At 73.6% G+C, this 24,813-nt stretch carries 19 protein-coding genes; 10 read left to right on the forward strand and 9 right to left on the reverse strand.

All coding sequences use genetic code 11. The annotated features are described in order from the left end of the window. Positions 1-314: 314 nt before the first annotated feature. The 4 genes from ACGRHY_RS20160 (at position 315) to ACGRHY_RS20175 (ending at position 7,136) form a co-directional block, all read left to right on the forward strand. Positions 315-2,804 (forward strand): hypothetical protein, encoded by a 2,490-nt coding sequence (locus tag ACGRHY_RS20160; protein ID WP_394636721.1) that lies wholly within the window; start codon positions 315-317, stop codon positions 2,802-2,804. A gap of 93 nt (positions 2,805-2,897) precedes the next feature. Next, on the forward strand, positions 2,898-5,498 hold the full coding sequence (gene pigE, locus ACGRHY_RS20165) for a prodigiosin MAP biosynthesis aminotransferase PigE (RefSeq protein ID WP_394636722.1): 2,601 nt from the start codon (positions 2,898-2,900) through the stop codon (positions 5,496-5,498). A 136-nt stretch (positions 5,499-5,634) separates the two neighbouring features. Continuing rightward, positions 5,635-5,895, forward strand: coding sequence for an acyl carrier protein (locus ACGRHY_RS20170; RefSeq protein WP_394636723.1), 261 nt, complete (start codon positions 5,635-5,637; stop codon positions 5,893-5,895). Continuing rightward, positions 5,892-7,136, forward strand: coding sequence for a beta-ketoacyl-[acyl-carrier-protein] synthase family protein (locus ACGRHY_RS20175; RefSeq protein WP_394636724.1), 1,245 nt, complete (start codon positions 5,892-5,894; stop codon positions 7,134-7,136). Before ACGRHY_RS20170 ends, ACGRHY_RS20175 begins: the two co-directional genes overlap by 4 nt. Before the next feature lie 393 nt (positions 7,137-7,529). On the opposite strand, the gene glnA is transcribed toward ACGRHY_RS20175, so the two are convergent. Then, complete coding sequence (gene glnA, locus ACGRHY_RS20180) at positions 7,530-8,939, reverse strand: type I glutamate--ammonia ligase (protein WP_394636725.1); 1,410 nt, start codon at positions 8,937-8,939, stop codon at positions 7,530-7,532. 263 nt (positions 8,940-9,202) lie between these two features. Here glnA and ACGRHY_RS20185 point away from each other — a divergent pair, with 263 nt between their 5' ends. After that, the gene (locus tag ACGRHY_RS20185) at positions 9,203-9,670 is read left to right on the forward strand and encodes an RDD family protein (protein ID WP_394636726.1); all 468 of its coding nucleotides are present in this window, start codon (positions 9,203-9,205) and stop codon (positions 9,668-9,670) included. Positions 9,671-9,775: 105 nt separating this feature from the next. Here the strand turns inward: ACGRHY_RS20185 and ACGRHY_RS20190 are convergent, their stop codons facing one another. The 3 genes from ACGRHY_RS20190 to lipB all read right to left on the reverse strand — a co-directional run bounded on the left by ACGRHY_RS20190 (position 9,776) and on the right by lipB (position 12,393). Further along, complete coding sequence (locus ACGRHY_RS20190; protein WP_394636727.1) at positions 9,776-10,465, reverse strand: DUF4191 domain-containing protein; 690 nt, start codon at positions 10,463-10,465, stop codon at positions 9,776-9,778. 117 nt (positions 10,466-10,582) lie between these two features. Further along, entirely contained in the window at positions 10,583-11,521 is a 939-nt protein-coding gene (lipA, locus tag ACGRHY_RS20195) for a lipoyl synthase (RefSeq protein WP_394636728.1), read from the reverse strand. 74 nt (positions 11,522-11,595) lie between these two features. Then, positions 11,596-12,393, reverse strand: a complete 798-nt coding sequence (gene lipB, locus ACGRHY_RS20200) for a lipoyl(octanoyl) transferase LipB (protein ID WP_394636729.1) — start codon at positions 12,391-12,393, stop codon at positions 11,596-11,598. A 297-nt stretch (positions 12,394-12,690) separates the two neighbouring features. Between lipB and ACGRHY_RS20205 the strand changes: the two genes are divergently transcribed. Then, on the forward strand, positions 12,691-14,184 hold the full coding sequence (locus ACGRHY_RS20205; RefSeq protein WP_394636730.1) for an NsdA family TPR-like regulatory protein: 1,494 nt from the start codon (positions 12,691-12,693) through the stop codon (positions 14,182-14,184). A 63-nt stretch (positions 14,185-14,247) separates the two neighbouring features. Here the strand turns inward: ACGRHY_RS20205 and ACGRHY_RS20210 are convergent, their stop codons facing one another. Beyond that, complete coding sequence (locus ACGRHY_RS20210) at positions 14,248-15,633, reverse strand: FAD-dependent oxidoreductase (protein WP_394636731.1); 1,386 nt, start codon at positions 15,631-15,633, stop codon at positions 14,248-14,250. A gap of 291 nt (positions 15,634-15,924) precedes the next feature. Beyond that, positions 15,925-16,815: a TIGR01777 family oxidoreductase gene (locus tag ACGRHY_RS20215; protein ID WP_394636732.1), complete on the reverse strand. Its 891-nt coding sequence runs from the start codon at positions 16,813-16,815 to the stop codon at positions 15,925-15,927. 50 nt (positions 16,816-16,865) lie between these two features. Between ACGRHY_RS20215 and ACGRHY_RS20220 the strand changes: the two genes are divergently transcribed. After that, positions 16,866-17,390, forward strand: coding sequence for a GNAT family N-acetyltransferase (locus ACGRHY_RS20220; RefSeq protein WP_394636733.1), 525 nt, complete (start codon positions 16,866-16,868; stop codon positions 17,388-17,390). Positions 17,391-17,444: 54 nt separating this feature from the next. Here the strand turns inward: ACGRHY_RS20220 and ACGRHY_RS20225 are convergent, their stop codons facing one another. Next, positions 17,445-17,972 (reverse strand): DUF4240 domain-containing protein, encoded by a 528-nt coding sequence (locus ACGRHY_RS20225; protein ID WP_394638128.1) that lies wholly within the window; start codon positions 17,970-17,972, stop codon positions 17,445-17,447. A gap of 202 nt (positions 17,973-18,174) precedes the next feature. On the opposite strand from ACGRHY_RS20225, the gene ACGRHY_RS20230 reads away from it, so the two are divergent. Beyond that, positions 18,175-19,110: an SDR family oxidoreductase gene (locus tag ACGRHY_RS20230; protein ID WP_394636734.1), complete on the forward strand. Its 936-nt coding sequence runs from the start codon at positions 18,175-18,177 to the stop codon at positions 19,108-19,110. 18 nt (positions 19,111-19,128) lie between these two features. Here the strand turns inward: ACGRHY_RS20230 and ACGRHY_RS20235 are convergent, their stop codons facing one another. After that, positions 19,129-20,094 (reverse strand): helix-turn-helix transcriptional regulator, encoded by a 966-nt coding sequence (locus tag ACGRHY_RS20235; protein ID WP_394636735.1) that lies wholly within the window; start codon positions 20,092-20,094, stop codon positions 19,129-19,131. 90 nt (positions 20,095-20,184) lie between these two features. On the opposite strand from ACGRHY_RS20235, the gene ACGRHY_RS20240 reads away from it, so the two are divergent. Continuing rightward, positions 20,185-21,774, forward strand: coding sequence for a sodium-dependent transporter (locus ACGRHY_RS20240; protein ID WP_394636736.1), 1,590 nt, complete (start codon positions 20,185-20,187; stop codon positions 21,772-21,774). Beyond that, positions 21,774-21,878, forward strand: coding sequence for a methionine/alanine import family NSS transporter small subunit (locus ACGRHY_RS20245; RefSeq protein WP_107436737.1), 105 nt, complete (start codon positions 21,774-21,776; stop codon positions 21,876-21,878). The genes ACGRHY_RS20240 and ACGRHY_RS20245 overlap by 1 nt, the downstream gene beginning before the upstream one ends. A gap of 115 nt (positions 21,879-21,993) precedes the next feature. Here the strand turns inward: ACGRHY_RS20245 and aceE are convergent, their stop codons facing one another. Next, positions 21,994-24,675: a pyruvate dehydrogenase (acetyl-transferring), homodimeric type gene (aceE, locus tag ACGRHY_RS20250; RefSeq protein WP_394636737.1), complete on the reverse strand. Its 2,682-nt coding sequence runs from the start codon at positions 24,673-24,675 to the stop codon at positions 21,994-21,996. Positions 24,676-24,813 lie beyond the last annotated feature (138 nt).

Raw genomic sequence — 24,813 nt, forward strand, 5'->3', positions numbered from 1 at the left:
GGCGGGAGCCGATCCCGTACCTCACGCGCGTCCGCGCCTGACGCACCCCCGGTCTCCCGCGACGGCAGACCGATTTCCAGCCCCCGTCGTCACGGTGGAGGCCGCTCCCCGCGTACCTCCCTCTCCGGCACGCGCTGACGCGTCCCGCCGGACGGAAGGACGGGCCCGGCACACCACCCGGGGAGCGCCGTCGTCCCCCTGTGCGGCCACTGCGGTCCATGCCCGGAGGAAGAGCCCCACTCCCCCTCTGCCGTCCCCCATGCGGTCTGAGGAGCACCGCCTCATGCGCTGAAAGGCCGAACGGAGTTCCGAACATGAGCACTGCAGCAACGGCCAGTTCCTCCCACCGCTTCCTCATCCTGTCCATCGGCAAACGAACCTCCTTCCACAACGCCGTGCTCAGCGCGCTCACCGACCTCACCGAGGGATCGCGGCGCCCACTGACCGGTCCCCACGCCCGTGCGCCCCACCCGGAGCCCGGCCCCCCGCGCGCCTCCCGGCCGCCCTCGTACGCACAGGTTCTGAGCAAGGCGCGCCGTCTCCTCGACGGCGCCCTGCCCACGGCCGAACTGTGCCTGGTCGCCGCCGACACCCCGGCCCAGGCGGCCCGCGCGGTGGGCGGGCTGCCGCCCGCCGCCGGCACCGAACCCGTGCCCCTGGTCCTGGTCGACGCGGCCGGTGCGGGCCTGAGCACCGCACCGTTCGAGACGTCCGTCGCCGAGGCCCTGGGCGAACTGGCCGCGGAACTGCCCGGGCACCTGGGCACCGGCATGGGCGCACGCCACGCCGCCGTCTACACCGAGGACACCGGGGAGAGTGTCCGGGTGGCACGGCCCTACCCGCTGCGGCACCTGCCGGCCGACCCGCACACCCTCGCCGCCGACGTGGTCCGCCTCCTCGGCGACCACGTGCAGCGGTGGCTCAACGACTCCGCGGCCAAGGTCGCCTCCCGCGGCCGCTCCACGGCCCTGGCGGACGCCCTGCACGACTTCCTCACCGAACGGGCGGGATCCGCCTGGGGCCTGCACTACTACACCGGCTCGGTCGTCTCCGGCGTCATCGAGGACCTCGACCGCATGGCCGAGAGGTCCGGCAACCCCGTGCTGCGCGGACCGAGCGAACACAGCCTCGCCTGCGGAGCGCTGGCCCGCTGGCAACTGGACGAGGCCCCGTTCCTCATCGTTGTGACCAGCGGCATGGTCGACGAGTTCCGCGGCACCCTGGCCAACCTCAGGGATGCCCGCGCACGCGGCTTCATCGTCTGTGCCGACTCCCCGTCCTCCGCCTGGTACCCCTTCCAGGGGACCGTCCACGGCGCTGAGGACTCGCGCGCGGTGCTCTCCGCCCGGGGCATCCCCCACGTGTACCTGGACGACCCGGAGCGGCTGCCCGCGGATCTCGGCAAGGCGTACGCGGCGTACCACGAGGGCCGCGGCCCCGTCGTCCTCCTCGCCACCCCCGCCGTCCTCCGGGCCGAAGGCCCCGCGCCGGTCCTCCCGGTGTCCGGCGCCGGGCACGACCGCCCGCGGACCGCCTCGCTCCAGGTTCGCGAGGACCAGCTCGCCCCGGTCGCGGACATCGTCAACCACGGCCCCGCCCGGCTGCTGTGGCAGGTCGGCCGGCTGGACGGAGAGGAGGCGGACCTGGTGCACGACGTCGCCCGGCGGGCGGGCATCGCCCTGGCCGACTCGCTGACCCGGCCCGGCAACGTCTCCCGGTACCGTGACGGGCACGTGGTGAAGGAGTACCTGGGAACCCTGGGGCTGTACGGCTTCTCCTGGCGCGTCCACTCCTACCTGCACCGCAGGGGCCGGCTGCGCCCCCGCTCCGAGCAGTGCCTGCTTTTCCTCAAGAGCCGCCTGGCCGAGGCCGCCACCCCCTTCTCGCCCCGCGTCCTGCAGCGTTCCCTGCGCGTCGCCCAGGTCACCCGGGAACCCGGGCATCTCGCCCCCTTCACCGACCACCCCGTGCTCGCCGACGCCCGTGCCTTCCTGCGTGCCCTGCGCGAGCGGCTGGAAGTGGACCCGGGAGTCCTCGCGGACCGGACCGAGGCCATCGCCGCCGCCCGGGAGAGCCCCTCCGACGCGGTGCACGAACTGCCGGTGCTGCCGATGAGCGCCAACTACTTCTTCCGGCAGGTCAGGCAGGTGCTCGACGACCTCATCACCACCGAGGGCTACACCTACACCGGTGTGTACGACGTGGGCCGCGGCGGCCTGTCCGCCATCCGCAACCTGCCCAGGACGGGGCCGGGCTTCTCCGGCTGGTACGGCCGCGCGCTGATGGGCGACGCCCTCCAGGCCGTTCCCGCCCTCGCGCTCACCCGCGACGACAACGTGCTCGCCTTCGTCGGCGACGGCGCCGCAGCGCTGGTGCCGGACATCGTGCCCGCGCTCGTCCAGCAGGTGTGCCTCCACGGGCACCGGTTGCGGCGCAACGTCACGGTCTTCCGGCTGGTCGACGGCGGGCACTCGGTCATCCGCACCTACCACGAGGGCCGCTCGGACGCGGAGATGAGCCGCCAGAACCAAATCGTGAGCCTGCTCGACGACGAGTGGTCCCGGTCCTTCGGGCCGCTGACCGTCCACCACCGGCACCTCACCGATCCGGCCCGCTCCGGCCTGCGCGACTGGCTGCGGCAGCCGGCCACCGTCAACATCTGCTCGGTGCCGCTGTCCCACAACAACGAGGGGGACGGCCTGAGCCTGCTGTCCTCGCACGGCTGGCAGCGCGATGAACTGTCCGACCTGACCTCGTCGATGATCCGGGCCGCGAGAAACCGCTACGGCTCCTCCGGAGCCTGACAGATCGCAGATCCGCCCGTTCCGATCCACGGGCCGGACCCCGCCGGGCACGCGCCACGGACCGGAACGGCCCTCTCCCACGGAGGCGTTTCCTTGTCCCCCGACACACCGGGTCCCGCCGGCCGTTCCCAGGACACCGGTTCCACGACGGCGTTCGGCTTCCTCGCCCACCCGATCAGCCCTGGGCACCGCAACCAGATACGCGGGCTCGACCTGTTCTCCCGTCTGCTGGACGAGCACCGCGACGCCCCGCGCCCGCCGGGGACGCGCTACAGCCTCCCGGTCCCGCTGTTCGAGACGGTCACCTCGGCCACCGGGGCGCGTTGCTCCGGCGAGGTGCGCTACCTGCCGTACACCGCCGACCAGATGCTGCGCCGCCCCGCCACGGCCAGGAGCATGGTGGCCGCCGAGGCGGCCGGGCTGCGCGACCGCGGGGCGCGGCTGGTGGGGCTCGGCGGCGCCACCTCCATCGTCGGCGACCGCGGCCTGTGGACGGCCCGTGAGGTGGGCGTCCCGGTCACCAGCGGCAACTCCCTGACCGTTTACGCCGCGCACCGGGAACTGCTGCACGTCGTCCGGCTCCTCGGCCTGGCGCCGGAGCGGACCCGGGTCGCGGTGGTGGGGTACCCCGGTTCGATCGGCCTGGCCGTGGCGAAACTCCTGCTGGAGGACGGCTTCCCGCTCGATCTGGTGTGCCGCCGCGGCAGCCGGTCGCCGCATGCACTGCTGCGGCACCTGGACGCGGCCCACCACGACCGGGTGCGGCTCGTCGACGACATCGGGCAGTGCTCGGAGGAGACCCGGCTGTTCGTCTGCGCGTCCTCCGCCGGCGGGCTGGTGGACCCCGAGCGGCTCAGACCCGGCTCCGTGGTGGTCGATGTGGCACTGCCCCGCGATGTCGCCGCACGGCCGCGCGACGGCCACGACGTGCTGGTCGTCGACGGCGGGCTGGTCAGCGCGGGCGACGGCGTCACCGTCGGGGGCGGCTCCCTGCCCAGCCCGACGCAGCAGCTCAACGGCTGCCTGGCCGAGACGGTGGTGCTGGCCCTGGAGGGGCGCGCCGAGTCGTTCTCCCTGGGCCGTGAGCTGGATCTGGGGCGGGTGCGCGCCATCGGCGCGCTGGCGGTCCGGCACGGCTTCGCCCCCGTCCCGCTCGCCTCCTTCGGCAGGCCGGTGGCGGACGAGGAGATCCTCAGGCTCGCCCGGTACTTCCGGCGTACGGACGCTCCGTCGGCCGCACCGCGGCCCGGTGCCGCCGCCTCCGCGGAGGGCGAGGACACCGCCCAGGCCACCAGGCGGCACTTCCGCAACCGTGTGAACCCGCCGATGGCCCGGCTGTTCGAGGCGCACGGCATGGACCGGGTGTTCACGCACGGCGCCGGGTGCACGCTGACCACCACCGACGGAACCGAGTACCTGGATTTCGTCGCAGGCTACGGCTGCCTCAACCTCGGCCACAACCATCCGGCGGTCACCGAGCGGCTGCGGCACTTCCTGGACCGGGGCACGCCCACCTTCGTCCAGTACGTCTCCATGCCCCTGCACACCGCCGAACTGGCCGAGCGCCTCAGCTCGGTGGCGCCCGGGCGGCCGGAGCGCGTCTTCTTCAGCAACTCCGGCACGGAGGCGGTGGAGGCGGCGCTCAAGGTCGCCCGGGCCGGCACCGGGCGCACCCGGCTGGTCCACACCGACAACAGCTACCACGGCAAGACGCTCGGCGCGCTGTCGGTGACCGGCCGGGCCCGGCACCGGACGCCGTTCGAGCCGCTGCTGCCCGACACCGTCTCCGTCCCCTACGGCGACCTGGACGCGCTCCGGGCGGTGATCGACGGGGCCGCGGCGTTCATCGTCGAGCCCGTGCAGGGCGAGGGCGGCGTGGTCCTGCCCCCCGAGGGCTATCTGAAGCAGGCACGCGAGCTGTGCCGCCGTGCCGGGGCGGCGTTCGTCCTGGACGAGATACAGACCGGTCTCGGTCGCACCGGCGCCCTCTTCGCCGCCGACCACGACGGCCTGGACCCGGACGTACTGTGCTTGGCCAAATCGCTCTCCGGCGGCCTGGTCCCCATCGCGGCGACGCTGTGCGGGGGCGATCTGTGGGACGCCGCGTACGGCAGCACCGACCGCTCGATGCTGCACTCCTCGACCTTCGGCGGCGGCAACTTCGCCGCGGCGGCCGGTCTGGCCACCCTGGACGTCCTGGCCGACGAGGACCTGCCGCGGCGCGCGCGCGAGGTCGGCGAGTACCTGCGCCGGGCGCTGCGCAAGACGTGTGAGCCGTACCGGTTCGTCAGGGAGGTGCGCGGAATCGGGCTCATGACGGCCATCGAGTTCGACGGCGACTTCTCCGGCGCGGTCAGGTCGATGGCGGACGAGCTGCTCACCCGGCTCCCCGGCGACCTGCACACCCTCGCCGACTGGCTGCCCGAGGACCTGCGCTCCGCCCTGTCCCGGGCAGGCTCCGCCCTGGAGTCCACGATGGGCGACCTGATGTGCCTGCGCTTCGTCGGCGGTCTGGCCCGCGACCACCGCATCCTCACCTTCGTCACGGCGAACCGCAACCGGGTCATGCGGATCCAGCCGCCGCTCGTCCTGACCACCGCCGAGGCGGACCGCTTCGTCACCGGCGTGGAGGCCGTCTGCCGCGACCTGGCGCTCCACTCCGACCTGGAGGCCTGGCTGCCGCCCGAGGTCTGACGGCACACCGCTGTCGCACCCGGAGGCGGGCCCGTCCCCGCACCCGGCCCACCACCCCCCTCGCACGCCGAGTCCACACACCGAATCCACGTACGGGCCCACGCGCCGGCACGGGCCCGGCAGGAAGAGAGACGAGATGAGCATCGACGACCCCAGGCAGAAGATCATCGGCTACATGGTGGAGCGGCTCGGCCTGGAACCCGGGGAGATCACCGACACCGCCCGGTTCAAGGAGGACTTGGAGCTGGACTCGCTGGACATGGTCGAGCTGGTCACCATCCTGGAGGGAGAGGCCGGCGTGCAGCTGGACGACGACGCGATCGGTTCCCTGGCGACCCTCGGCGACGTCGTCGCGTTCATCGAGTCCCGCAGCATCTCCGACAGGAGCCCGGCGTGACCGCCCGCCGCGTCGTCGTCACCGGTCTGGGGCCGGTGACATCGGCGGGGGTCGGAGCCAGGGAGTTCCACCGGAACCTGCTCGACGGGCTCAGCGCCGTACGGACCGTCAGACGCTTCGACCCGGCGGGCCTCCCGGTGCGGATAGCGGCCGAGGTGGACCTGCCGGAGCACCTGGCACCGTCCCGGCGGGACGCGGTCTCCACCGACCGGTTCGCCCATCTCGCGGACGCGGCGGCGAGGCTGGCCCTGGAGGACAGCGGCCTGGACCTGGAGGCGGAGGACCGCGACCGGATCGCCGTGTCCCTGGGCACCGGCTGCGGCGGTGCGGAGAGCGTCGAGAACAGTCACCGTGCCTTTACCGAGTGCGGCCCCGGGGCGGTACCGGCACGCTCCGTCCCCATGTCCATGGCCAACAGCGCTGCGGCGTGGATCTCTATCCGGTACGGCCTCACCGGGCCGTGCACCACGTCCGTGACCGCCTGCGCCGGCGGCGCCGACGCGCTGGTGGCGGCCCACCAGATGATCGTCTCGGGCGAGGCCGACGTGGTGCTGGCCGGCGGCGCGGAGGCGCCGGTCACCCCCGTGATCGTCAGCGGGTTCGCCCGGACGGGGGCGCTGTCCGGGAGGAACGGCGAACCGGAGCGGGCCAGCCGCCCGTTCAGTGCCGACCGCGACGGCTTCGTGCTCGGCGAGGGCGCGGCCGTCCTGATCCTGGAGGAGGCGGGGCACGCGGCGGCGCGCGGGGCCGTGCCCCTGGCGGAGTTCCGCGGCTACGGGCGCTCCGGCGACGCCCACCACATCGTCGCACCCCGTCCGGACGGCGCCGCCGCCGCGCGGGCGGTGACCCGGGCCCTGCGCTCGGCCGGGCTCACGCCCGAGGACATCTCCTACGTCAACGCGCACGGCACGGGCACCCCCTTCAACGACGCATCGGAGGCCCGCGCCCTGGGGATCGCACTGGGACCGGCCGCCACGCGGATACCGGTCTCGGCCACCAAGTCGATGACCGGTCACACCCTGGGCGCGGCGGGCGCGATCGAGGCCGTCGTCAGTGTGCAGGCCGTCGCCAACGGCATCCTGCCGCCCACGGCCAACCTGGACGTGCCAGACCCCGGGCTGGACCTCGACCTCATCGGCCGACGGCCGCGTGAGGCCGCTGTCGCCGCCGTGCTGTCCAACTCGTTCGCCTTCGGCGGGCACAACGTCGTCCTCGCCTTCACCCGCCCGGAGCCGGCATGACGGGCCCGGCCTCCCGGCACCGCGACCGGGGAACGGGCACCATGGGGACCGGACCCGGACGTGACCGCCCCGGGGAGCACAGCTCGCGGACGCCACCGACGCCCGCGGGCTGTGCTCCCCGGGGCGGCGGGTGCTGCTGCGGAGGCAGGGGACAGGACCGGCGGACGTACCGGACCGACGAGTTCACCGGCTGGCGGACCGAGCCGGGCGGGGCACGGACCCACCGGAACCAGCCGCACGTCCGGGCGGAGCCGACCCGCTTCCCGTCCCGCGCGGACGTACGGGACGGCGCTGCCGCCGACGCGATCTTCGCCCGGCCCCGGGCCGGATGCCGCTGCCCCCTGCCCGGCCTGTCTTCCCGCGGGCCGGGCAGGGGGCAGCGGCATCGGTCGATCAGAGGTCGAAGTACATCTCGAACTCGTGCGGGTGCGGGCGGAGCTGGATCGGGGCGATCTCGTTGGTGCGCTTGTAGTCGATCCAGGTCTCGATCAGGTCGGCGGTGAAGACGCCGCCGGCCTGCAGGTACTCGTTGTCCTCCTCCAGGGCCTCCAGGACGGCCGGCAGGGAGGTCGGCACCTGCGCGACGTTCGCGTGCTCCTCCGGAGCCAGCTCGTAGAGGTCCTTGTCGATCGGCTCGGCCGGCTCGATCTTGTTCTTGACGCCGTCCAGACCGGCCAGCAGCAGGGCCGAGAAGGCCAGGTACGGGTTGGAGGACGGGTCGGGGGCGCGGAACTCCACGCGCTTGGCCTTGGGGTTGGAGCCGGTGATCGGGATGCGCATCGCGGCGGAGCGGTTGCGCTGCGAGTACACCAGGTTCACCGGGGCCTCGAAGCCGGGCACCAGGCGGTGGTAGGAGTTCACCGTCGGGTTGGTGAAGGCCAGCAGCGACGGGGCGTGCCTGAGGATGCCGCCGATGTAGTAGCGGGCGGTTTCCGACAGGCCCGCGTAGCCCTGCTCGTCGTAGAACAGCGGCTCGCCGCCGGACCACAGCGACTGGTGGACGTGCATGCCCGAGCCGTTGTCACCGAAGATCGGCTTCGGCATGAAGGTGGCGGTCTTGCCGTTGCGCCAGGCGACGTTCTTGATGATGTACTTGAACAGCATCAGGTCGTCCGCGGCCGCGAGCAGCGTGTTGAACCTGTAGTTGATCTCCGCCTGGCCGGCGGTGCCGACCTCGTGGTGCTGGCGCTCGACCTTCAGGCCCACCCGCTCCAGCTCCAGCGACATCTCGGCGCGCAGGTCGGCGAAGTGGTCCACCGGCGGGGTCGGGAAGTAGCCGCCCTTGTAGCGGACCTTGTAGCCGCGGTTGTCCTCCAGCGCGCCGGTGTTCCAGGCGCCGGCCTCGGAGTCGATGTGGTAGAAGGACTCGTTCGCGCTGGTCTGGAAGCGGACGCTGTCGAAGACGTAGAACTCGGCCTCGGGCCCGAAGAAGGCGGTGTCCGCGATGCCGGAGGAGGCGAGGTAGGCCTCGGCCTTCTTCGCCACGTTGCGCGGGTCCCGGCTGTACTGCTCGCCGGTGATCGGGTCGTGGATGAAGAAGTTGATGTTGAGCGTCTTGTCGCGGCGGAACGGGTCCAGACGGGCGGTGGACAGGTCCGGCAGCAGCGCCATGTCGGACTCGTGGATCGCCTGGAAGCCGCGGATCGAGGACCCGTCGAAGGCCTGCATCTCGGACGGGTCGAACGTCGAGGCCGGGATCGTGAAGTGCTGCATGATGCCCGGCAGGTCGCAGAAGCGGATGTCGACGAACTTCACGTCGTTGTCCGCGATGTACTTCTTTGCCTCGTCGGCGTTCTGGAACATCCAAGTCCTCCTAGTCCCGCCGCGAGGGGACGGGGTGGCAGCTCGAGTGGCAGTCCAGTGCGATGTCCTGCTGTCGCCCGACCTTAGATTTGCGGGATTTCTCAAGCATGACCCATTTGTTTCGGTGATGTTAACCGGACGAGTGTGCGGACAGCCGCCTCCGGCACCGTCCTCGGCGCAGTCCCCGGTACCGCCCTCGCGGCCGTGTACGCCCCCCGCGGCCCGGCCGGGTACCCGGGAACGCCGCGCGTTACCGTTGACGGGTGGACAACAGGCAAGCAATCGGATCCTGGCTCTCCGGCCCCAGGGCCGCGGCCGAGCAGATGGGCGCGGACTTCGGCTACCGGGGCGAACGGCTGGGGCTGCCCCAGGACGGACCGGGATCGATCGCCCCGCTGGGACGCCGGTTCGGCGCGATCTTCATCGACTGGGGCCTGTGCGTGCTGATCGCATACGGTCTGCTCACGGGCGGCGACCTGCGATCGGCGGGCAACTGGGCCCTGCTGGTCTTCGCGGTGCTCGGCGTCCTCACCGTCGGCACGGTCGGCTTCACGCCGGGCAAGCGGCTGCTGGGCCTGCGGGTGGTCTCCGCGGGCGGCGGGCGGCTCACCCTGCCCCGCGCCGTGGCGCGCACGGGGCTGCTGGTGCTCGCCGTGCCGGCGCTCGTGTGGGACCGCGACTCGCGCGGCCTGCACGACCGGCTCTCCGGCGCCGTGCAGGTACGGATCTGAGCCCGCGCAGCGGACGTGGAACGGACATCGGGGAGGCCCGGAACTTGAAGAGTTCCGGGCCTCCCCGATGTCCGTTCCGCCCTGTCCGCCGGGCACGTGGGCGCCTCAGCGGCGGGTCGGGCCCTTCGGCATCCGCATGCCGCGGGGCATCGGCCCCTTGGGCATCGGCAGGTTGTTCATCAGATCGCCCATGGCCCGCAGCCGGTCGTTGGTCTCCGTGACCTGGGGCCCCTGGAGCACCCGGGGGAACTTCAGCAGTTTGGAGCGGAGCTTCTTCAGCTCCGTCTGGCCCTCGCCGGTGCCCACGACCACGTCGTGGACCGGGACGCCGCTGACGATGCGCGCCATGCGCTTCTTCTCGGAGGCGATCAGGGAACGCACCCGGTTCGGGTTCCCCTCGCCGACCAGCACGATGCCCGCCTTGCCCACGGCCCGGTGGACGACGTCCTGCTGCCGGTTCATGGCGACGGCCGGGGTGACCGTCCAGCCGCGGCCGATGTTGTCCAGGACGGCGGCCGCCGCACCCGGCTGGCCCTCCATCTGGCTGAACGCCGCCCGCTCGGCCCGGCGGCCGAAGACGATCGCCATCGCGAGGAAAGCCAGCAGGAAGCCCAGGATGCCCAGGTAGACGGGGTGGCCGACCCAGAAGCCGATCGCGAGGAGAACACCGAAGGTGACGAGCCCCACGCCCGCGAGGACGAAGCCGATCGACTTGTCGACGCGCCGCGTCATCTTGTACGTCAGGGCGATCTGCTTGAGCCGCCCCGGATTCTCGGATGTTTCCTTCCTCGCCATACAGCGAAGTCTACGTCGCCCGCCCGCACCGGGTCGCCGCGGCCTCCGGGACCGCCGCGGCCTCCCACCGTGCCCGTGCCCGCGCCCGGCGGCGGCCTCCGGGACCGCCGCCGGGCGTCAGGCCGCGGTGGCGCCCCGGCGCTCGACCGCCTGCCGGTACAGGCGCCCGGCGCGGTAGGAGGAGCGGACCAGCGGGCCGGACATGACACCGGCGAAGCCGATCTCGTCCGCCTCGTCCTTCAGCTCCACGAACTCCTGCGGCTTCACCCAGCGCTCCACCGGGTGGTGCCGCGGCGAGGGACGCAGGTACTGGGTGATGGTGATCAGCTCGCAGCCGGCCTCGTGCAGGTCGCGCAGGGCCCGGCTGACCTCCTCACGGGTCTCGCCCATCCCCAGGATCAGGTTGGACTTGGTGACCAGCCCCTCCTCGCGGGCCCGGGTGATCACCTCCAGCGACCGCTCGTAGCGGAAGGCGGGACGGATGCGCTTGAAGATCCGCGGGACCGTCTCGACGTTGTGCGCCAGCACCTCCGGGCGAGAGGAGAAGACCTCGGCGAGCTGCTCGGGCACCGCGTTGAAGTCCGGGATCAGCAGCTCGACGCCGGTGTCCGGCATCAGGGCGTGGATCTGGCGGACGGTCTCGGCGTACAGCCAGGCGCCGCCGTCGGGCAGGTCGTCGCGCGCGACGCCGGTGACCGTGGCGTAGCGCAGCTCCATCTGCTGGACGGACTCCGCCACGCGGCGCGGCTCGTCGCGGTCGAACTCGGCGGGCCTGCCGGTGTCGATCTGGCAGAAGTCGCAGCGCCGGGTGCACTGCTCGCCTCCGATGAGGAAGGTGGCCTCGCGGTCCTCCCAGCACTCGAAGATGTTGGGACAGCCGGCCTCCTGGCACACCGTGTGCAGGCCCTCGCGCTTGACCAGGGACTGCAGTGCGTTGTACTCGGGGCCCATCTTCGCCCGGGTCTTGATCCACTCGGGCTTGCGCTCGATGGGGGTCTGGCTGTTCCGGACCTCCAGGCGCAGCAGCTTCCTACCGTCGGGTGCGACAGCGGACACGTCCGGCACTCCCCTTTGTGTTGGTGGCCTTTGAATCTTCGGCGCACACAAGGGTACGCCTTGGCTTGTTCGGGTCAGACGGCGCGGGGCAGTGGTTCCGTGGACTCCAGCACCGCACGCAGATGCTTCTCCATCACGGGCAGCACCTCGGCGACGGTCACCGGTCTGCCCAGCTCCTGCGAGAGCGAGGTGACCCCGGCGTCCCGGATGCCGCACGGCACGATGCGGTCGTACCCGGTGTTGTCGGAGTCGCAGTTCAGCGCGAAACCGTGCATGGTGACGCCCTTGGCCACCCGGATGCCGATGGCGGCGAGCTTGCGGTCGTCGCCGCGCTGGCCGGCGTTGGAGGGCGCGTACTCGGGCCCGCGCAGCCTCGGGTCGTACTCCTCGTCGTGGAGCACGGGGTCGAAGTCCAGCTCCAGGCCGCCCGGCGCTGCCTCGTTCCCGGGCTTCCCGGGCTTCCCGGCATCACCCAGCACCCACACCCCGCTGCGCCCCTCGACCCGGGTGGTCTCCAGGCCGAATTCCGCGCAGGCGCGGATCAGCGCCTCCTCCAGCCGCCGTACATGGGCGACGACGTCCACCGGGCGGGGCAGCTTCAGGATCGGGTAGCCGACGAGCTGGCCCGGGCCGTGCCAGGTGATCTTGCCGCCGCGGTCCACGTCCACCACGGGGGTGCCGTCCAGGGGGCGCTCGCCGTCCTCGGTGCGGCGGCCGGCCGTGTACACCGGCTGGTGCTCCAGCAGCAGGCAGGTGTCGGGGATCTCGTCGGCGAGGCGGGCCGAGTGGACCTCGCGCTGCCTGCGCCATGCCTCCAGATACTCCACGGCGTCCTCGCCGAAGCCCAGATGGACAAAGCGCAGCTCGCTCACGGCGGCTCCTCCTCCGGTCGTCTCGGGCCGCGGCCCACGTCGTCGCGCGCCCCGGCAGCCACTGTACGGCTCCGGGGCCGGGGAACGGCGGGTCGGTGGCGGCCGGCGGCGGTCGGTGACGGGCCGCGACGGAGAGTCGCCGAACGGTTCCGCTCCCCGCGCCCACTCACACGTATGGATGAAACCCGTGCGCAGACCCCCGGAGGGGCGGAGCGGACGGCTAAATTCGCGCCGTTCCAGCAGGGCGCCCCGGCGTCTGTCGTACCCCAAGCCGTGAGGCAGGAGACCGCAAAGCCGATGTCGACGGAACGACCTGGGAAATCCTCCCAGCGCACCCCCAACCGCCAGCTCGCCGCACTCATCGCCGAGGCCGGGTTCTCCAACGCCGGACTCGCCCGGCGGGTCGACCAGCTCGGGCTGGAGCACGGACTGGACCTCCGGTACGACAAGACCTCGGTGACGCGCTGGCTGCGCGGACAGCAGCCGCGCGGCACGACGCCGGCGCTGATCGCCGAGGTCTTCACCCGCCGCCTGGGCCGCAGACTCACCGCCCAGGACCTGGGCCTGGACGCGTGCGCGCCGGTCTACGCCGGGCTGGAGTTCGCGGCCACACCGGGCGAGGCGGTGGACATCGTCGGCGGCCTGTGGCGCAAGGACACCGGGAACCACGCCGAGCTGCGCAAGATCGCCTTCACTCCGGCCGGGCTGGTGGTGCCCAGCCGGGACTGGCTGATCGGCCGCCCCGACGAGCGCGTGGCGCGCGGCGAACCGGTGCCGGAGGCCGCGCGGGTGCCCTCCCAGGCCCGCGGGCCCCTGTCGCCCGCCGCCGTACCGCCGCCCCGGGTGGGGCAGGTGGCCCGCCTCGAACGGGTGGAGCGGGGCCCCGGCCAGCGGGTCACCGCCGGGGACGTCGCCGCACTGCGCTCGGTCGGCGAGCTGTTCCGCGCCCTCGACCACGCCTACGGCGGCGGCCACGCCCGGCAGGCGCTGGTGCGCTACCTGGAGCACGAGGCCGAGCCGATGCTGCGCGGCGCCTACGGGGAGCAGACCGGGCGCCGGCTGTTCGCCGCGGTGGCCGACCTGACCCGCCTGGCGGGGTGGACGGCGTACGACATCGCCGCGCACGGGCTGGCGCAGCGCTACTTCGTCCAGGCGCTGCGGCTGGCCCAGGCCGCGGGGGACCGGGCGTACGGCAGCTATGTGCTGGTGACGATGAGCAGGCAGGCGGTGTACCTCGGGCACGGCCGCGAGGCGGTGCAGCTCGCGCGGGTCGCCCAGCAGGGCGTCGGCTCCTCGGTACCGCCGGCCGTCCAGGCGCTGCTGCACGCCGTGGAGGCGCGCGGGCACGGGGTGCTGGGGGAGGTGCGGGCGTGCACGGCGTCGCTGGCCCGCGCCGAGCGGGCGCTGGAGCAGGCGCGGCCGGGCGACGAGGTGCCGCACTGGGTGCGGTTCTTCGACGAGGCGCAGCTCGCCGACGAGTTCGGGCACTGCCACCGGGACCTCCAGCAGTACCGGGCGGCGGCCCAGCACGCCGAGCGCTCCCTGCAACTGCGGGGCCCGGGCTATGTGCGCAGCCGGCTGTTCTGCCGGATGGTGCTGGCCACGGCCCGGCTGGGACTGGGCGACGTGGAGCAGGCGTGCGTCCTGGCCGCGGAGTCGGCGCAGCAGGCGGCGGAGATGCGGTCGGTGCGGGCGCACGAGTACGTCAAGGACTTCGAGCGCCGCCTGGAGCCGTACCGGGACGCCACGCCGGTGCGCACCTACCGCGAGCGGGTCGCCGCCCTCGTCTGATCCTTCCGGGGCCTTCCGCCCCCACCGGCCGACCGTGCCGGGCTCCTTCCGTCCGGGGTCTCCTCAGGCCGCGGCGGGCAGGACCGGCCCCCGCGAGCACGGCCGGATGCCGAAGTCGCGGCGGACGGCGTCCGCGGCGCGGCGGGCCGAGCGCAGCGCGCCCTGGGCGTCGGCGGTGTCGCGGTGGTCGCCGCAGACGTACAGGCCGTACAGCACCCGGACCGGGCGCCGCGGATCGTGCGGCGCGGGCGTCGCGGGCACGGCCAGCGGGTCGTGGTGGACGGCCAGCGGCTCCCAGCGGCCGGTCGGGACGCCGTACAGCCCGGCGAGCTGGGCGCGCGCGGCCCGGTCCAGCACGGCGGCCGGCTCGGACGCGGCGGAGCCCAGCACCACGGAGGTGACCAGTGTGCGGCCCGGCCGGGCGCGGGAGGGGTCCACGGCGCTGGCGACGGTGGTGTACGCCACCGGGCCGCGCCGGTCGGCGTCGAGGACGAGCAGCGGCTCGTTCGCCGGTGCCGGGCCGTCCACCGCGTGGTGCAGCACGGTCACCGGGTGGAAGTCCGGCACCCGCAGGCCCGGCAGCAGCTCGGCCGCCTCGCGGGCCCCGGTGGCGATGAGCACCGCGCGGCAGCGGATCGTGCCGTGGTCGCGCGTCACCACGGCGTTGGCGGCCACGGACAGCACGCGCACCCCGGTGCGGACGGTGCCTGGCGGCAGCCCGTCCGCCAGGGCCCGGGGCACGGACGCCGCGCCACCCGCGGGCAGGCACAGCCCGCCGCGGGCGAAGTCGCGCAGCGCCAGATCGCCGATCCGGCTGGAGGTCGTCAGTTCCGGGTCGCACAGCAGCGCGCCGAGCAGGGGGCGCAGCAGGCCCTCGGCCGCCCGGGAGGGCAGGGCGCGGGCGGCCAGGGCCTGGGCGGCGGGGAGCTCGGGGCGGGTGTTCAACCGCTCGGCGGGGGTGGAGGCGAGCCGGGCGAGCTGCGCGCGCAGCCGGGCCTGGTCCAGGGTGGTTCCCAGCGTGGTGCCGAGGGCGCCGCCCGGGGGGCGCCGGGCACCGGCCAGGGCGCTCACCGCGGCGCGCGCGCCCCGGGAGCCGCGGGCGGTACGGGTGGTGCGGGGCGCGCCGACGCGCAGTCCGCGGTCGCCGCTGCGGATCAGCACCCCGGAGGTGAAGGGGCGCAGGTCGAGCCCGGCCAGGCCGGGGCAGCGGCGCAGCTCGGGCCAGCCGGACGACAGCGGCCGGCCGCCGCGGTCCAGCCGGTAGCCGTCGATCTCCTCGGTCGCCATCCGGCCCCCGACGGCGTCGGCGGCCTCCAGCACGGTGACGTGCAGCCCGGCGCCGGTCAGATGGTGCGCGGCGGCCAGGCCCGCCAGGCCCGCGCCGACGACGGCGACGTCGGTGGTCTCCCGGCCTCTGCCGGGGCTGGGACGGAGTGCGCTGCCGGGCATGGGACCTCCCGTGGTCGACACTGCGGCGCGAGCGGACGTCCGGGGGCCTGCCCTCCGGGGACGCGGTCGACGCGCGCTTTCAAGCCGACCCTAGGCAGGCATGCGATCACGGACAGTCGCGCACGCACCGGGCACGGACGCACACCGGTCGCGCACAGGTGTACGGCGGTCGCACATCGGTCGGGTGCGGCTCGTGCGTCACCCGCTCACCACCCGTACGCCCCACCCGTACGCCCCGCCCGTACGCCTCGGCGGAGCGCGTCCTGCCGGAAGGCGTCCCGCGGGCGGGGGTCAGCGCAGCGCCGCCCGGATGGCGTCCTCGATGCCGGGGAAGGCGAAGACGAAACCGGACTCCAGTAGCCGCCGGGGCAGCACCCGCTGGCTGCCGAGCACATCCGTGGAGAACTCGCCCAGCACCGCGCGCAGCACGGGCGCGGGCACGGGCAGCACCGCCGGCCGGTGCAGCACCCGGCCCATCGCGGCGGCCACCTCCCGCTGGGTGACCGGCTCGGGCGCGGTCAGGTTGACCGGCCCGGACAGCTCCCCGGCGTCCAGCAGGTGCCGGAGCGCGGCGATGTGGTCGTGCAGCGCGATGTGGCTCCAGTACTGCCGGCCGCCGCCCAGCGGACCGCCCAGCCCGGCCTTGAAGACCGGGAACAGCCGCCCCCACGCCCCGCCGGTGCGGGAGACCACCAGCCCGGTACGGGCGTACACGGTGCGGATCCCCGCCTCCTCGGCCGGCGCGGCGGCCTCCTCCCACTGCCGGCAGACGTCGGCGAGGAAGCCGCGCCCGGGCGGCGCGTCCTCGTCCACGGCGCGGTCGCCGGTGTCGCCGTAGTAGCCGACGGCGCTGCCGACCACCAGAGTGCGCGGCGGGGTGTCGAGCGAGGCCAGGGCCTCGGCGACGGCGGCCGTCCCCAGGACCCGGCTGTCGCGGATCTCCCGCTTGTACTCCTCGGTCCAGCGGTGGTCGCCGACGCCCGCGCCGGCCAGATGCACCACCGCCTCGCAGCCCACCAGCCCGGCCGCGTCCACGTACTGGCTCCTCGGATCCCACTCCACCTCCTCGCCCGTCCGGGCCGGACGCCGCACCAGGCGCAGCACCTCGTGCCCGTCGGCGCGCAGGGAGTCCACAAGAGCCCGGCCGATGAGGCCGGATGAGCCGGTGACCGCGATACGCATGGGGCAATCCTGATGGACGGCCGGTCCGATGGCGAGGCAGAGTGACCGGCATGTCCGCATCTTCGGCGTCCCCGGCCTCCTCGCGCCCCCTCATACGCCCCGCCGCCGACGAGGACGGCGAGGCGCTGGGGGAACTGGACCGGCTCACCTGGTCGCCGGTGCACGCGGTCACCCCCAGGCCGCGGCCGCCGTACGACCCGTTCTTCCACGACGGCAACCGGCCCCGGGGGTTCCTCGTCGCCGAACTGGAGGGGAGACCGGTGGGATACGTCAAGCTGGCGCGGCCCACCCCGCTCGCGAGCAACGGCCACGTCCGCCAGATCCAGGGGCTGGTGGTGGACGGCACGGCGCGCGGCCGAGGCGTGGGCAGGGCGCTGCTGCGCGCGGCGATGGCCGGGGCGAGGCGGCAGGGCGCCTCGCGGATCACCCTGCGGGTGCTGGGCCACAACGCGCCCGCGCGGGCGCTGTACGCCTCCGAGGGCTTCGCGGTGGAGGGCGTGCTGCCGGGTGAGTTCCTGCTGGAGAGCGGTTACGCGGACGATGTGCTGATGGGGCGCTCGCTGGCCCCCGCCTGATTCGGCCCCGGCCCTCCGCTCCGGGGACGCCCGGTCGGCCGCCCTCCGGCCGGATCACCCCTCCGGTGGCCCGAACCGCTCCCACAGCCGGGGGAAGGCCGAGGCCAGGGCCCGGTCGTCCCCGAAGTCCGGCGGTGTGCCCTCCGGCTCCCGGGGCGGGTCGGGCAGGCCGAGATCGGGCAGTTCCAGACCGGTGAGCCGCTCGTAGGCCTCGTCCGCGGCGCCGCCGATGTCCTCGCCCTCGCCGTCCACCTGCGGGTCGAAGTCCTCCAGCAGGCCGGCGAGCGAGTCCGGGTCGTGCAGCGTCCCCTCGAACACCTTCCTGCCCCGGCCGACCAGCCAGCAGCGGAAGGAGTCGAAGACGTCGTCGCCCGCCCCTTCCAGCAGCACCCGGGCCGCCCCCCGCACGTCCCAGCGCCAGGCCCGGTTCACCCGGGCCTCGAAGTGGCGGGCGAAATCCACGACGGTGTCCGGGTCGAGCCGCGTAAGCCGGTCGACGAGCAGTTCGGCGTGGTCGACCGGATCGCCCCCGGCGGCCTCGCGGGTGCTGTCGACCAGCTCCCAGAACTCCGTCTCGTGCATCGTCACGGGACCAAGGATCCGCCCTGCCGGCGCCGCCCGCACGCCGGTCCGGGCCGGCCGGTGCGGCGCCGGCCCGGACCGGTGGGGAAACCCGACAGGAGACGTCCGGTATCGGTGGCAGCGTGCCCGGTGCGCACAGAGTGCGGGCCAGGTGCCGGTCGGGTGCCGGGCGGGCGTCACGGATACACGGAAGGACACACACGTGGACACGGCAGCGGTGTCGGGGAAAAGCCTGGAGGGCAGGGTCGCCCTGGTGGCGGGGGCCACCAGGGGCGCGGGCCGGGCCATGGCCGTGGAGCTGGGCCGGGCGGGAGCGACGGTGTACGCCACCGGCCGCACCACACGCGAGAGCGTCAGCGAGGTGGGCCGCCCCACCGAGACGATCGAGGAGACCGCCGAACTGGTCACGGCGGCCGGGGGCACCGGCGTCGCGGTGCCGGTCGACCACCTGGAGCCGGAGGAGGTCCGCGCCCTGGCGGAGCGGATCGACCGCGACCACGGGCGTCTGGACGTCCTGGTCAACGACGTCTGGGGCGGCGACCACCTGCTCGACTTCGACACGAAGGTGTGGGAGGTCGAGCCGGCCAGGGGTCTGCGGATGCTGCGGCTGGGAGTGGAGACCCATCTGGTCACCAGCCATTTCGCCCTGCCCCTGCTGATCCGGCGGCCGGGCGGGCTGGTGGTGGAGGTCACCGACGGCACCGCCGAGTACAACGGCCCCAGGTACCGCGGCAACCTCTTCTTCGACCTGGCGAAGAACGCCCCGATCCGGGCGGCCTTCGGCCTCGCCGAGGAACTGAAGGGGTACGGCTGCACGGCGGTCTGCCTCTCCCCGGGCTTCCTGCGCTCGGAGGAGATGCTCGACGCCCTCGGGGTGCGGGAGGAGAACTGGCGCGACGCGGTCGCACGGGAACCGCACTTCGCCATCGCCGAGTCGCCCGCCTACATCGGCCGGGCGGTGGCGGCGCTGGCGTGCGACCCGGACGCGGCCCGCTGGAACGGGCAGTCCCTGTCCAGCGGGCAGCTCGCCGCCGAGTACGGCTTCACCGACACCGACGGCTCGCGGCCGGACGGCTGGCGGTACTTCATCGAGGTCGTCCACGGCGGCAGGGAGGCGGCCGCCGAGGACTACCGGTAGGCGGCTGCCGGTGGACGGTCACCGGTAGAGCCCGGCCGTACACTCGGCCGCCCGTGCCATGCGCTCGCGCAGCTCGGGCGGGCCGAGCACCTCGCACTCGGGGCCGAGGGCGAGCAGCTGGCCGTAGGCGACGTCCAGGGACTCCACGGGCAGGGTGACGGTGGTCAGTCCCTTCCCGTCGGTCTTCCCCAGCGCCAGCGCGTCCTCGGCCGCCACCCGGTCGGTGGCGTACCGCAGCGCGCGCACCCCGGCCTCCGTCAGCCGCACCACGGCGGTCTCGCGCAGGATCGAGCGGGCGAAGGCCGCGGCCCGCTCCTCCCAGAAGCCGGGCAGGTCGAAGTCCCCGTCCCGCTCGAACCGCCCGTCGAGCGGGGTGACGGGGCCGAAGCGGTCCACCCGGTAGACCCGCGGGTCGCCGTCGGCGCGGGCGACGAGGTACCACACGCCGGCCTTGAGCACCAGGCCGTACGGCTCCAGCGTCCGCTCCGCCCGGGAACCGTCCCGGCGGCGGTAACGCGCGGCGACCAGCCGGTCGTCCCACACGGCCTCGGCCAGCACCGGCAGCGCCTCCGGGGTCTCGGTGGGCTGCCACCACCCCGGGGCGTCCAGATGGAACCGCTGCGCCGCGCTGCGCGGGGCGTCCGCCAGCTCGGGCGTGAGCGCCGCGGCCACCTTCAGCCGGGCGGCCGAGGCCGCGTCAGCCAGCCCCATCTCCCGCAGCGCGGAGGGCACCCCGGACAGGAACAGCGCCTCCGCCTCGTCGCGCCCCAGACCCGTCAGCCGGGTGCGGTAGCCGCCGACCAGCCGGTAACCGCCGGCCCGCCCCCGGTCGGCGTAGACGGGGACCCCCGCCTCCGACAGGGCCAGCACATCGCGGGCGACGGTGCGCTCGGAGACCTCCAGGCGCTCGGCCAGTTCGGCGGCGGTCATCGACCGCCGCGTCTGGAGCAGCAACACCATTTTGATCAGCCGGGCAGCACGCATGCGCCCATCATCCCCGCCGGGGCGCGCGGCGCGGCGCGCGCTGTTAACGTGCTGACAACCCACAGGGACAGAAGCCGAGGAACGTCGCATATGGCTACAGAATCCAGCAGCACTCCGACGACTCCGCCGCCCCGCGCCCAGTGGGGGACCCGCACAGGCTTCCTGCTGGCGGCGATCGGCTCGGCCATCGGGCTCGGCAACATCTGGCGCTTCCCCTCCGAGGCCTACAAGAACGGCGGCGGGGCGTTCCTGCTGCCCTATCTGATCGCCCTCCTGACGGCTGGGCTCCCGCTGCTGATCCTGGAGTACACACTCGGCCGCCGCTACCGGAAGTCCCCGCCGGGCGCGTTCCGCCGGATGTCCGGCCCGGCGCAGGCGATCGGCTGGTGGCAGGTGGCGGTCTCCTTCGCCATCGCCGCCTACTACGCCGTGATCCTGGCCTGGGCCGTGCGGTACGTGGGATTCTCGGTGGGCGAGCAGTGGGGCGACGACCCGAACGCCTACTTCTTCGGCGACTTCCTGCGCACCGCCGAGCAGCCCGGCTGGATCTCCTCCTACGTCGGCGGCGTGTTCTGGCCGCTGCTGGTCATCTGGATCGTGGTCCTGACCGTTCTGGCCCTGGGGGTGAGGCGCGGCATCGAGATGGCCAACCGGATCTTCATCCCGCTGCTGGTGGTCTTCTTCCTCGTCCTGGTGGTCCGCGCGGTCACCCTGGACGGCGCCGGGACCGGCCTCGACGCGCTGTTCTCACCCGACTGGGGCGCGCTGGCCGAGGGCGGTGTCTGGGTCGCCGCCTACGGGCAGATCTTCTTCTCCCTCTCGGTCGGCTTCGGCATCATGATCACCTACGCCTCCTACCTGCGCCGCCGCGCCGACCTCACCGGATCCGCGCTGGTCGCCGGGTTCGCCAACAGCTCCTTCGAGCTCCTGGCGGGCATCGGGGTCTTCGCCACCCTCGGCTTCCTGTCCGCCGCCAGCGGCACACCGGTGGGGGAGACCGTCACCGACGGCATCGGCCTGGCGTTCATCGCCTTCCCGACGATCATCTCCAACATGCCGCTGGGGACCCTGTTCGGACTGCTGTTCTTCGGATCCCTGGTGATCGCCGGCTTCACCTCGCTGATCTCCATCGTGGAGGTGGTGGTCGCCTCGGTGCAGGACAAGACCGGCATCGGGCGCGTCCCGGCCGTGCTCGGCGCCGGCGGTCTGACGGCCCTGGTCTCCATCCTGCTCTTCCCCACCGACAGCGGGCTGTACCTGCTGGACTCCGCCGACCACTTCATCAACCGCTACGGCATCGCCCTGGCCTCCCTGGTCGCGGTGATCGTCATCGCCTGGGTGCTGCGCAGGCTGCCGGTGCTCCAGCGGGACGCGGACGCCACCTCCGCCGTCCGGCTGGGCGTGTGGTGGCGCCTGGCCCTGGGGGTCGTCACCCCGCTGGTGCTGGGCTGGATGATGGTGGACAGCCTGCGTTCGGAGTTCGACGAGAACTACGGGGGATACCCGTCCGGCTTCCTGTTCTGGTCCGGGTGGGCGGTCGCCCTGGGCGCGCCGGTCTTCGCCGTGCTGGCCTCCCTGCTCCCCTGGCCGCGCGGTACGGAGCCGGCGGGCACGGAACCCTCGGGGCCGGCCGGCCCCGTGGAGAGCGCCCCGGGCGCGCCCGGGGAAGGGAGGTACTGATGTCGGCGGGTGCCGTCGTGATGATGATCGTCGCCATGGTCGTGGTGTGGGGCGGACTGCTCGCGGCCATCCTCAAACTCCGCGGTCACACCGAGGAGCCCTGAAGGCCCGGCCCGGCCGGCAGGGCCGGGCGCGCCTCCCGGCAGGTGGGAGGAGACGCGCCCGGCCGACAGGGGACGCCCGGTGGCACGGGGGGAGGGCCGCGGCGGCCGGGCGCCGTCAGGCCAGGCCGTACCGTCCGGCCGCCGCGCGCACCGTCTCCCGCTTGACCTCGCCGCGCCGGGCCAGCCGGTCCAGGGCCGCCACCGCGACCGACTCGGCGTCCACCCCGAAGTGGCGGCGGGCCGCCTCGCGGGTGTCCGACAGGCCGAAGCCGTCGGTGCCCAGCGAGGACCAGTCCTGCTCCACCCACGGGGAGATCTGGTCCGGTACCGCCCGCATCCAGTCGCTGACCGCGAGGACCGGGCCGGGCGCGCCGCACAGCGCACGGGTGACGTACGGAACGCGGTCCTCGCCGTTGAGCTGCGCCGCGTCGCAGGACAGGGCATCGCGGCGCAGCTCGCTCCAGGAGGTGGCGGACCACACGTCGGCGGTCACGCCCCAGTCGTCGGCGAGTAGGCGCTGGGCGTCCAGCGCCCAGTGGATGGCGGTTCCCGAGGCCAGCAGCTGGATCCGGGGCGAGTCCGGGGAGGCGGGGGTCCCCTCGCGGAAGCGGTACAGCCCCTTGAGGACGCCCTCCTCCACGCCCTCGGGCATGGACGGCTGGACCTTCGGCTCGTTGTAGACGGTCAGGTAGTAGAAGACGTCCTCCGGCTCCGGCCCGTACATCCGGCGCAGACCGTCGCGCACGATCACCGCGATCTCGTAGGCGAACGCCGGGTCGTAGTTGAGCGAGGCCGGGTTGGTGGCCGCGATCAGATGTGAGTGGCCGTCGGCGTGCTGCAGGCCCTCGCCGGTCAGCGTGGTGCGGCCGGCGGTGGCGCCGACGACGAAGCCGCGGCCGAGCTGGTCGGCGAGCTGCCAGAACTGGTCGCCGGTGCGCTGCCAGCCGAACATCGAGTAGAAGATGTAGAACGGGATCACCGGCTCGCCGTGCGTGGCGTACGAGGTGGCGGCGGCGATGAAGTCGGCCATGGCGCCGGCCTCGGTGATCCCCTCGTTGAGGATCTGCCCGTCGGCCGCCTCCTTGTAGTACATGAGCTGGTCGCGGTCGACCGGCTCGTACGTCTGGCCCCTGGGCGAGTAGATGCCGGCCGAGGGGAACAGCGACTCCATGCCGAAGGTACGGGCCTCGTCGGGGACGATCGGCACCCAGCGCCCGCCGGTCTCCGGATCCCGCATCAGTTCCTTGAGCAGGCGTACGAACGCCATGGTCGTGGCCGTCTCCTGCTTGCCCGACCCCTTCTCCAGGGACCGGAAGACGCGCTCGGGCGGCTCGGGCAGCGCCGGGACCGGGTGGGTGCGGCGGGCCGGGGCGGGGCCGCCGAGGGCGGCGCGGCGCTCGGCGAGGTAGCGCACCTCGGGGGAGTCGGGGCCGGGGTGGCCGTAGGGCACCGGGCCGTCGCCGAGGGCGCTGTCGGGGATGGGCAGGCCGAGCAGGTCGCGCATGTCCCTGAACTCGCCGGCCGTCAGCTTCTTCATCTGGTGGTTGGCGTTCTTGGACTCGAAGCCCCGGCCGAGGGTATGGCCCTTGACGGTCTGCGCCAGGATCACCGTCGGCGCGCCCCTGTGCGCGAGCGCGGCCCGGTAGGCGGCGTACACCTTGCGGGGCTCGTGGCCGCCGCGCGAGGTGTGGAAGCACCCGACGATCTTCGCGTCGGTCAGCACCCGCGCCATTCCGGCCAGCGCCGGGTCGGCGCCGAAGAAGTGCTCGCGGATGTAGGCGGCGTCGCGGGTGGCGTAGGTCTGGAACTGGGCGTCGGGCACCTCGCGCAGCCGCCTGACCAGGGCGCCGGTGGTGTCCAGGGCGAGCAGCTCGTCCCAGGCGGAGCCCCACAGCGACTTGACGACGTTCCAGCCGGCGGCGCGGAACTGGGCCTCCAGCTCCTGCACGACCCTGAAGTTGGCGCGGACCGGGCCGTCCAGCCGCTGGAGGTTGCAGTTGACGACGAAGGTGAGGTTGTCCAGCCCCTCGCGTCCGGCCAGGGCGAGGGCGGCGGTCGACTCGGGCTCGTCCATCTCGCCGTCGCCGAGGAAGGCCCACACACGGCTGCCGGAGGTGTCCTTGATGCCGCGGCCGGTGAGGTATCGGTTGAAGCGGGCCTGGTAGATCGCCGAGAGCGGGCCCAGGCCCATGGAGACGGTCGGGAACTCCCACAGCCAGGGCAGCCGGCGCGGGTGCGGGTAGGAGGGCAGCCCGCCGCCGCCGGCCTCCCGGCGGAAGTTGTCGAGCTGCGCCTCGGTCAGCCGCCCGTCGAGGAAGGCGCGGGCGTAGATGCCGGGGGAGGCGTGGCCCTGGATGTAGAGCTGGTCGCCGGAACCGGGGGCCTCGGGGGAGGACTTGCCGCGGAAGAAGTGGTTGAAGCCGGTCTCGTAGAGCCAGGCGGCGGAGGCGAAGGTGGCGATGTGGCCGCCGACGCCGAAGCGGGAGCCGCGGGTGACCATGGCGGCGGCGTTCCAGCGGTTCCAGGCGGCGATCCGCCGCTCCATCTCCTCGTCGCCGGGGAAGGCGGGCTCGGCGGCGGTGGGGACGGTGTTGACGTAGTCCGTCTCCGGCAGCGGGGGGAGACCGATTCCGGTGCGGCCGGCGTGCTCCAGGGTGCGCCGCATCAGGTACGCCGCCCGGTGCGGACCGGCCTCGCGGGCGACGGCGTCCAGGGACGCGGCCCACTCGGCGGTCTCCTCGGGGTCGCGGTCGACGAGCTGGTCGAGCTCGCTGGGGACGCGTTCGGCGTCGGTCATGGTGTGGCCGCCTTCCGGACAGGACGGGAGATGGGGGTGGGGGGTGTCACACCCACTGCCGGACTGTACGCCTACGATCGATGATCGATCAAAGGATGGGAGCCGGGAAAGTACCGGAAGAACGAAATTGACATTCAG

This window comes from Streptomyces shinuiensis, assembly GCF_043660855.1.
GTDB lineage: Bacteria > Actinomycetota > Actinomycetes > Streptomycetales > Streptomycetaceae > Streptomyces.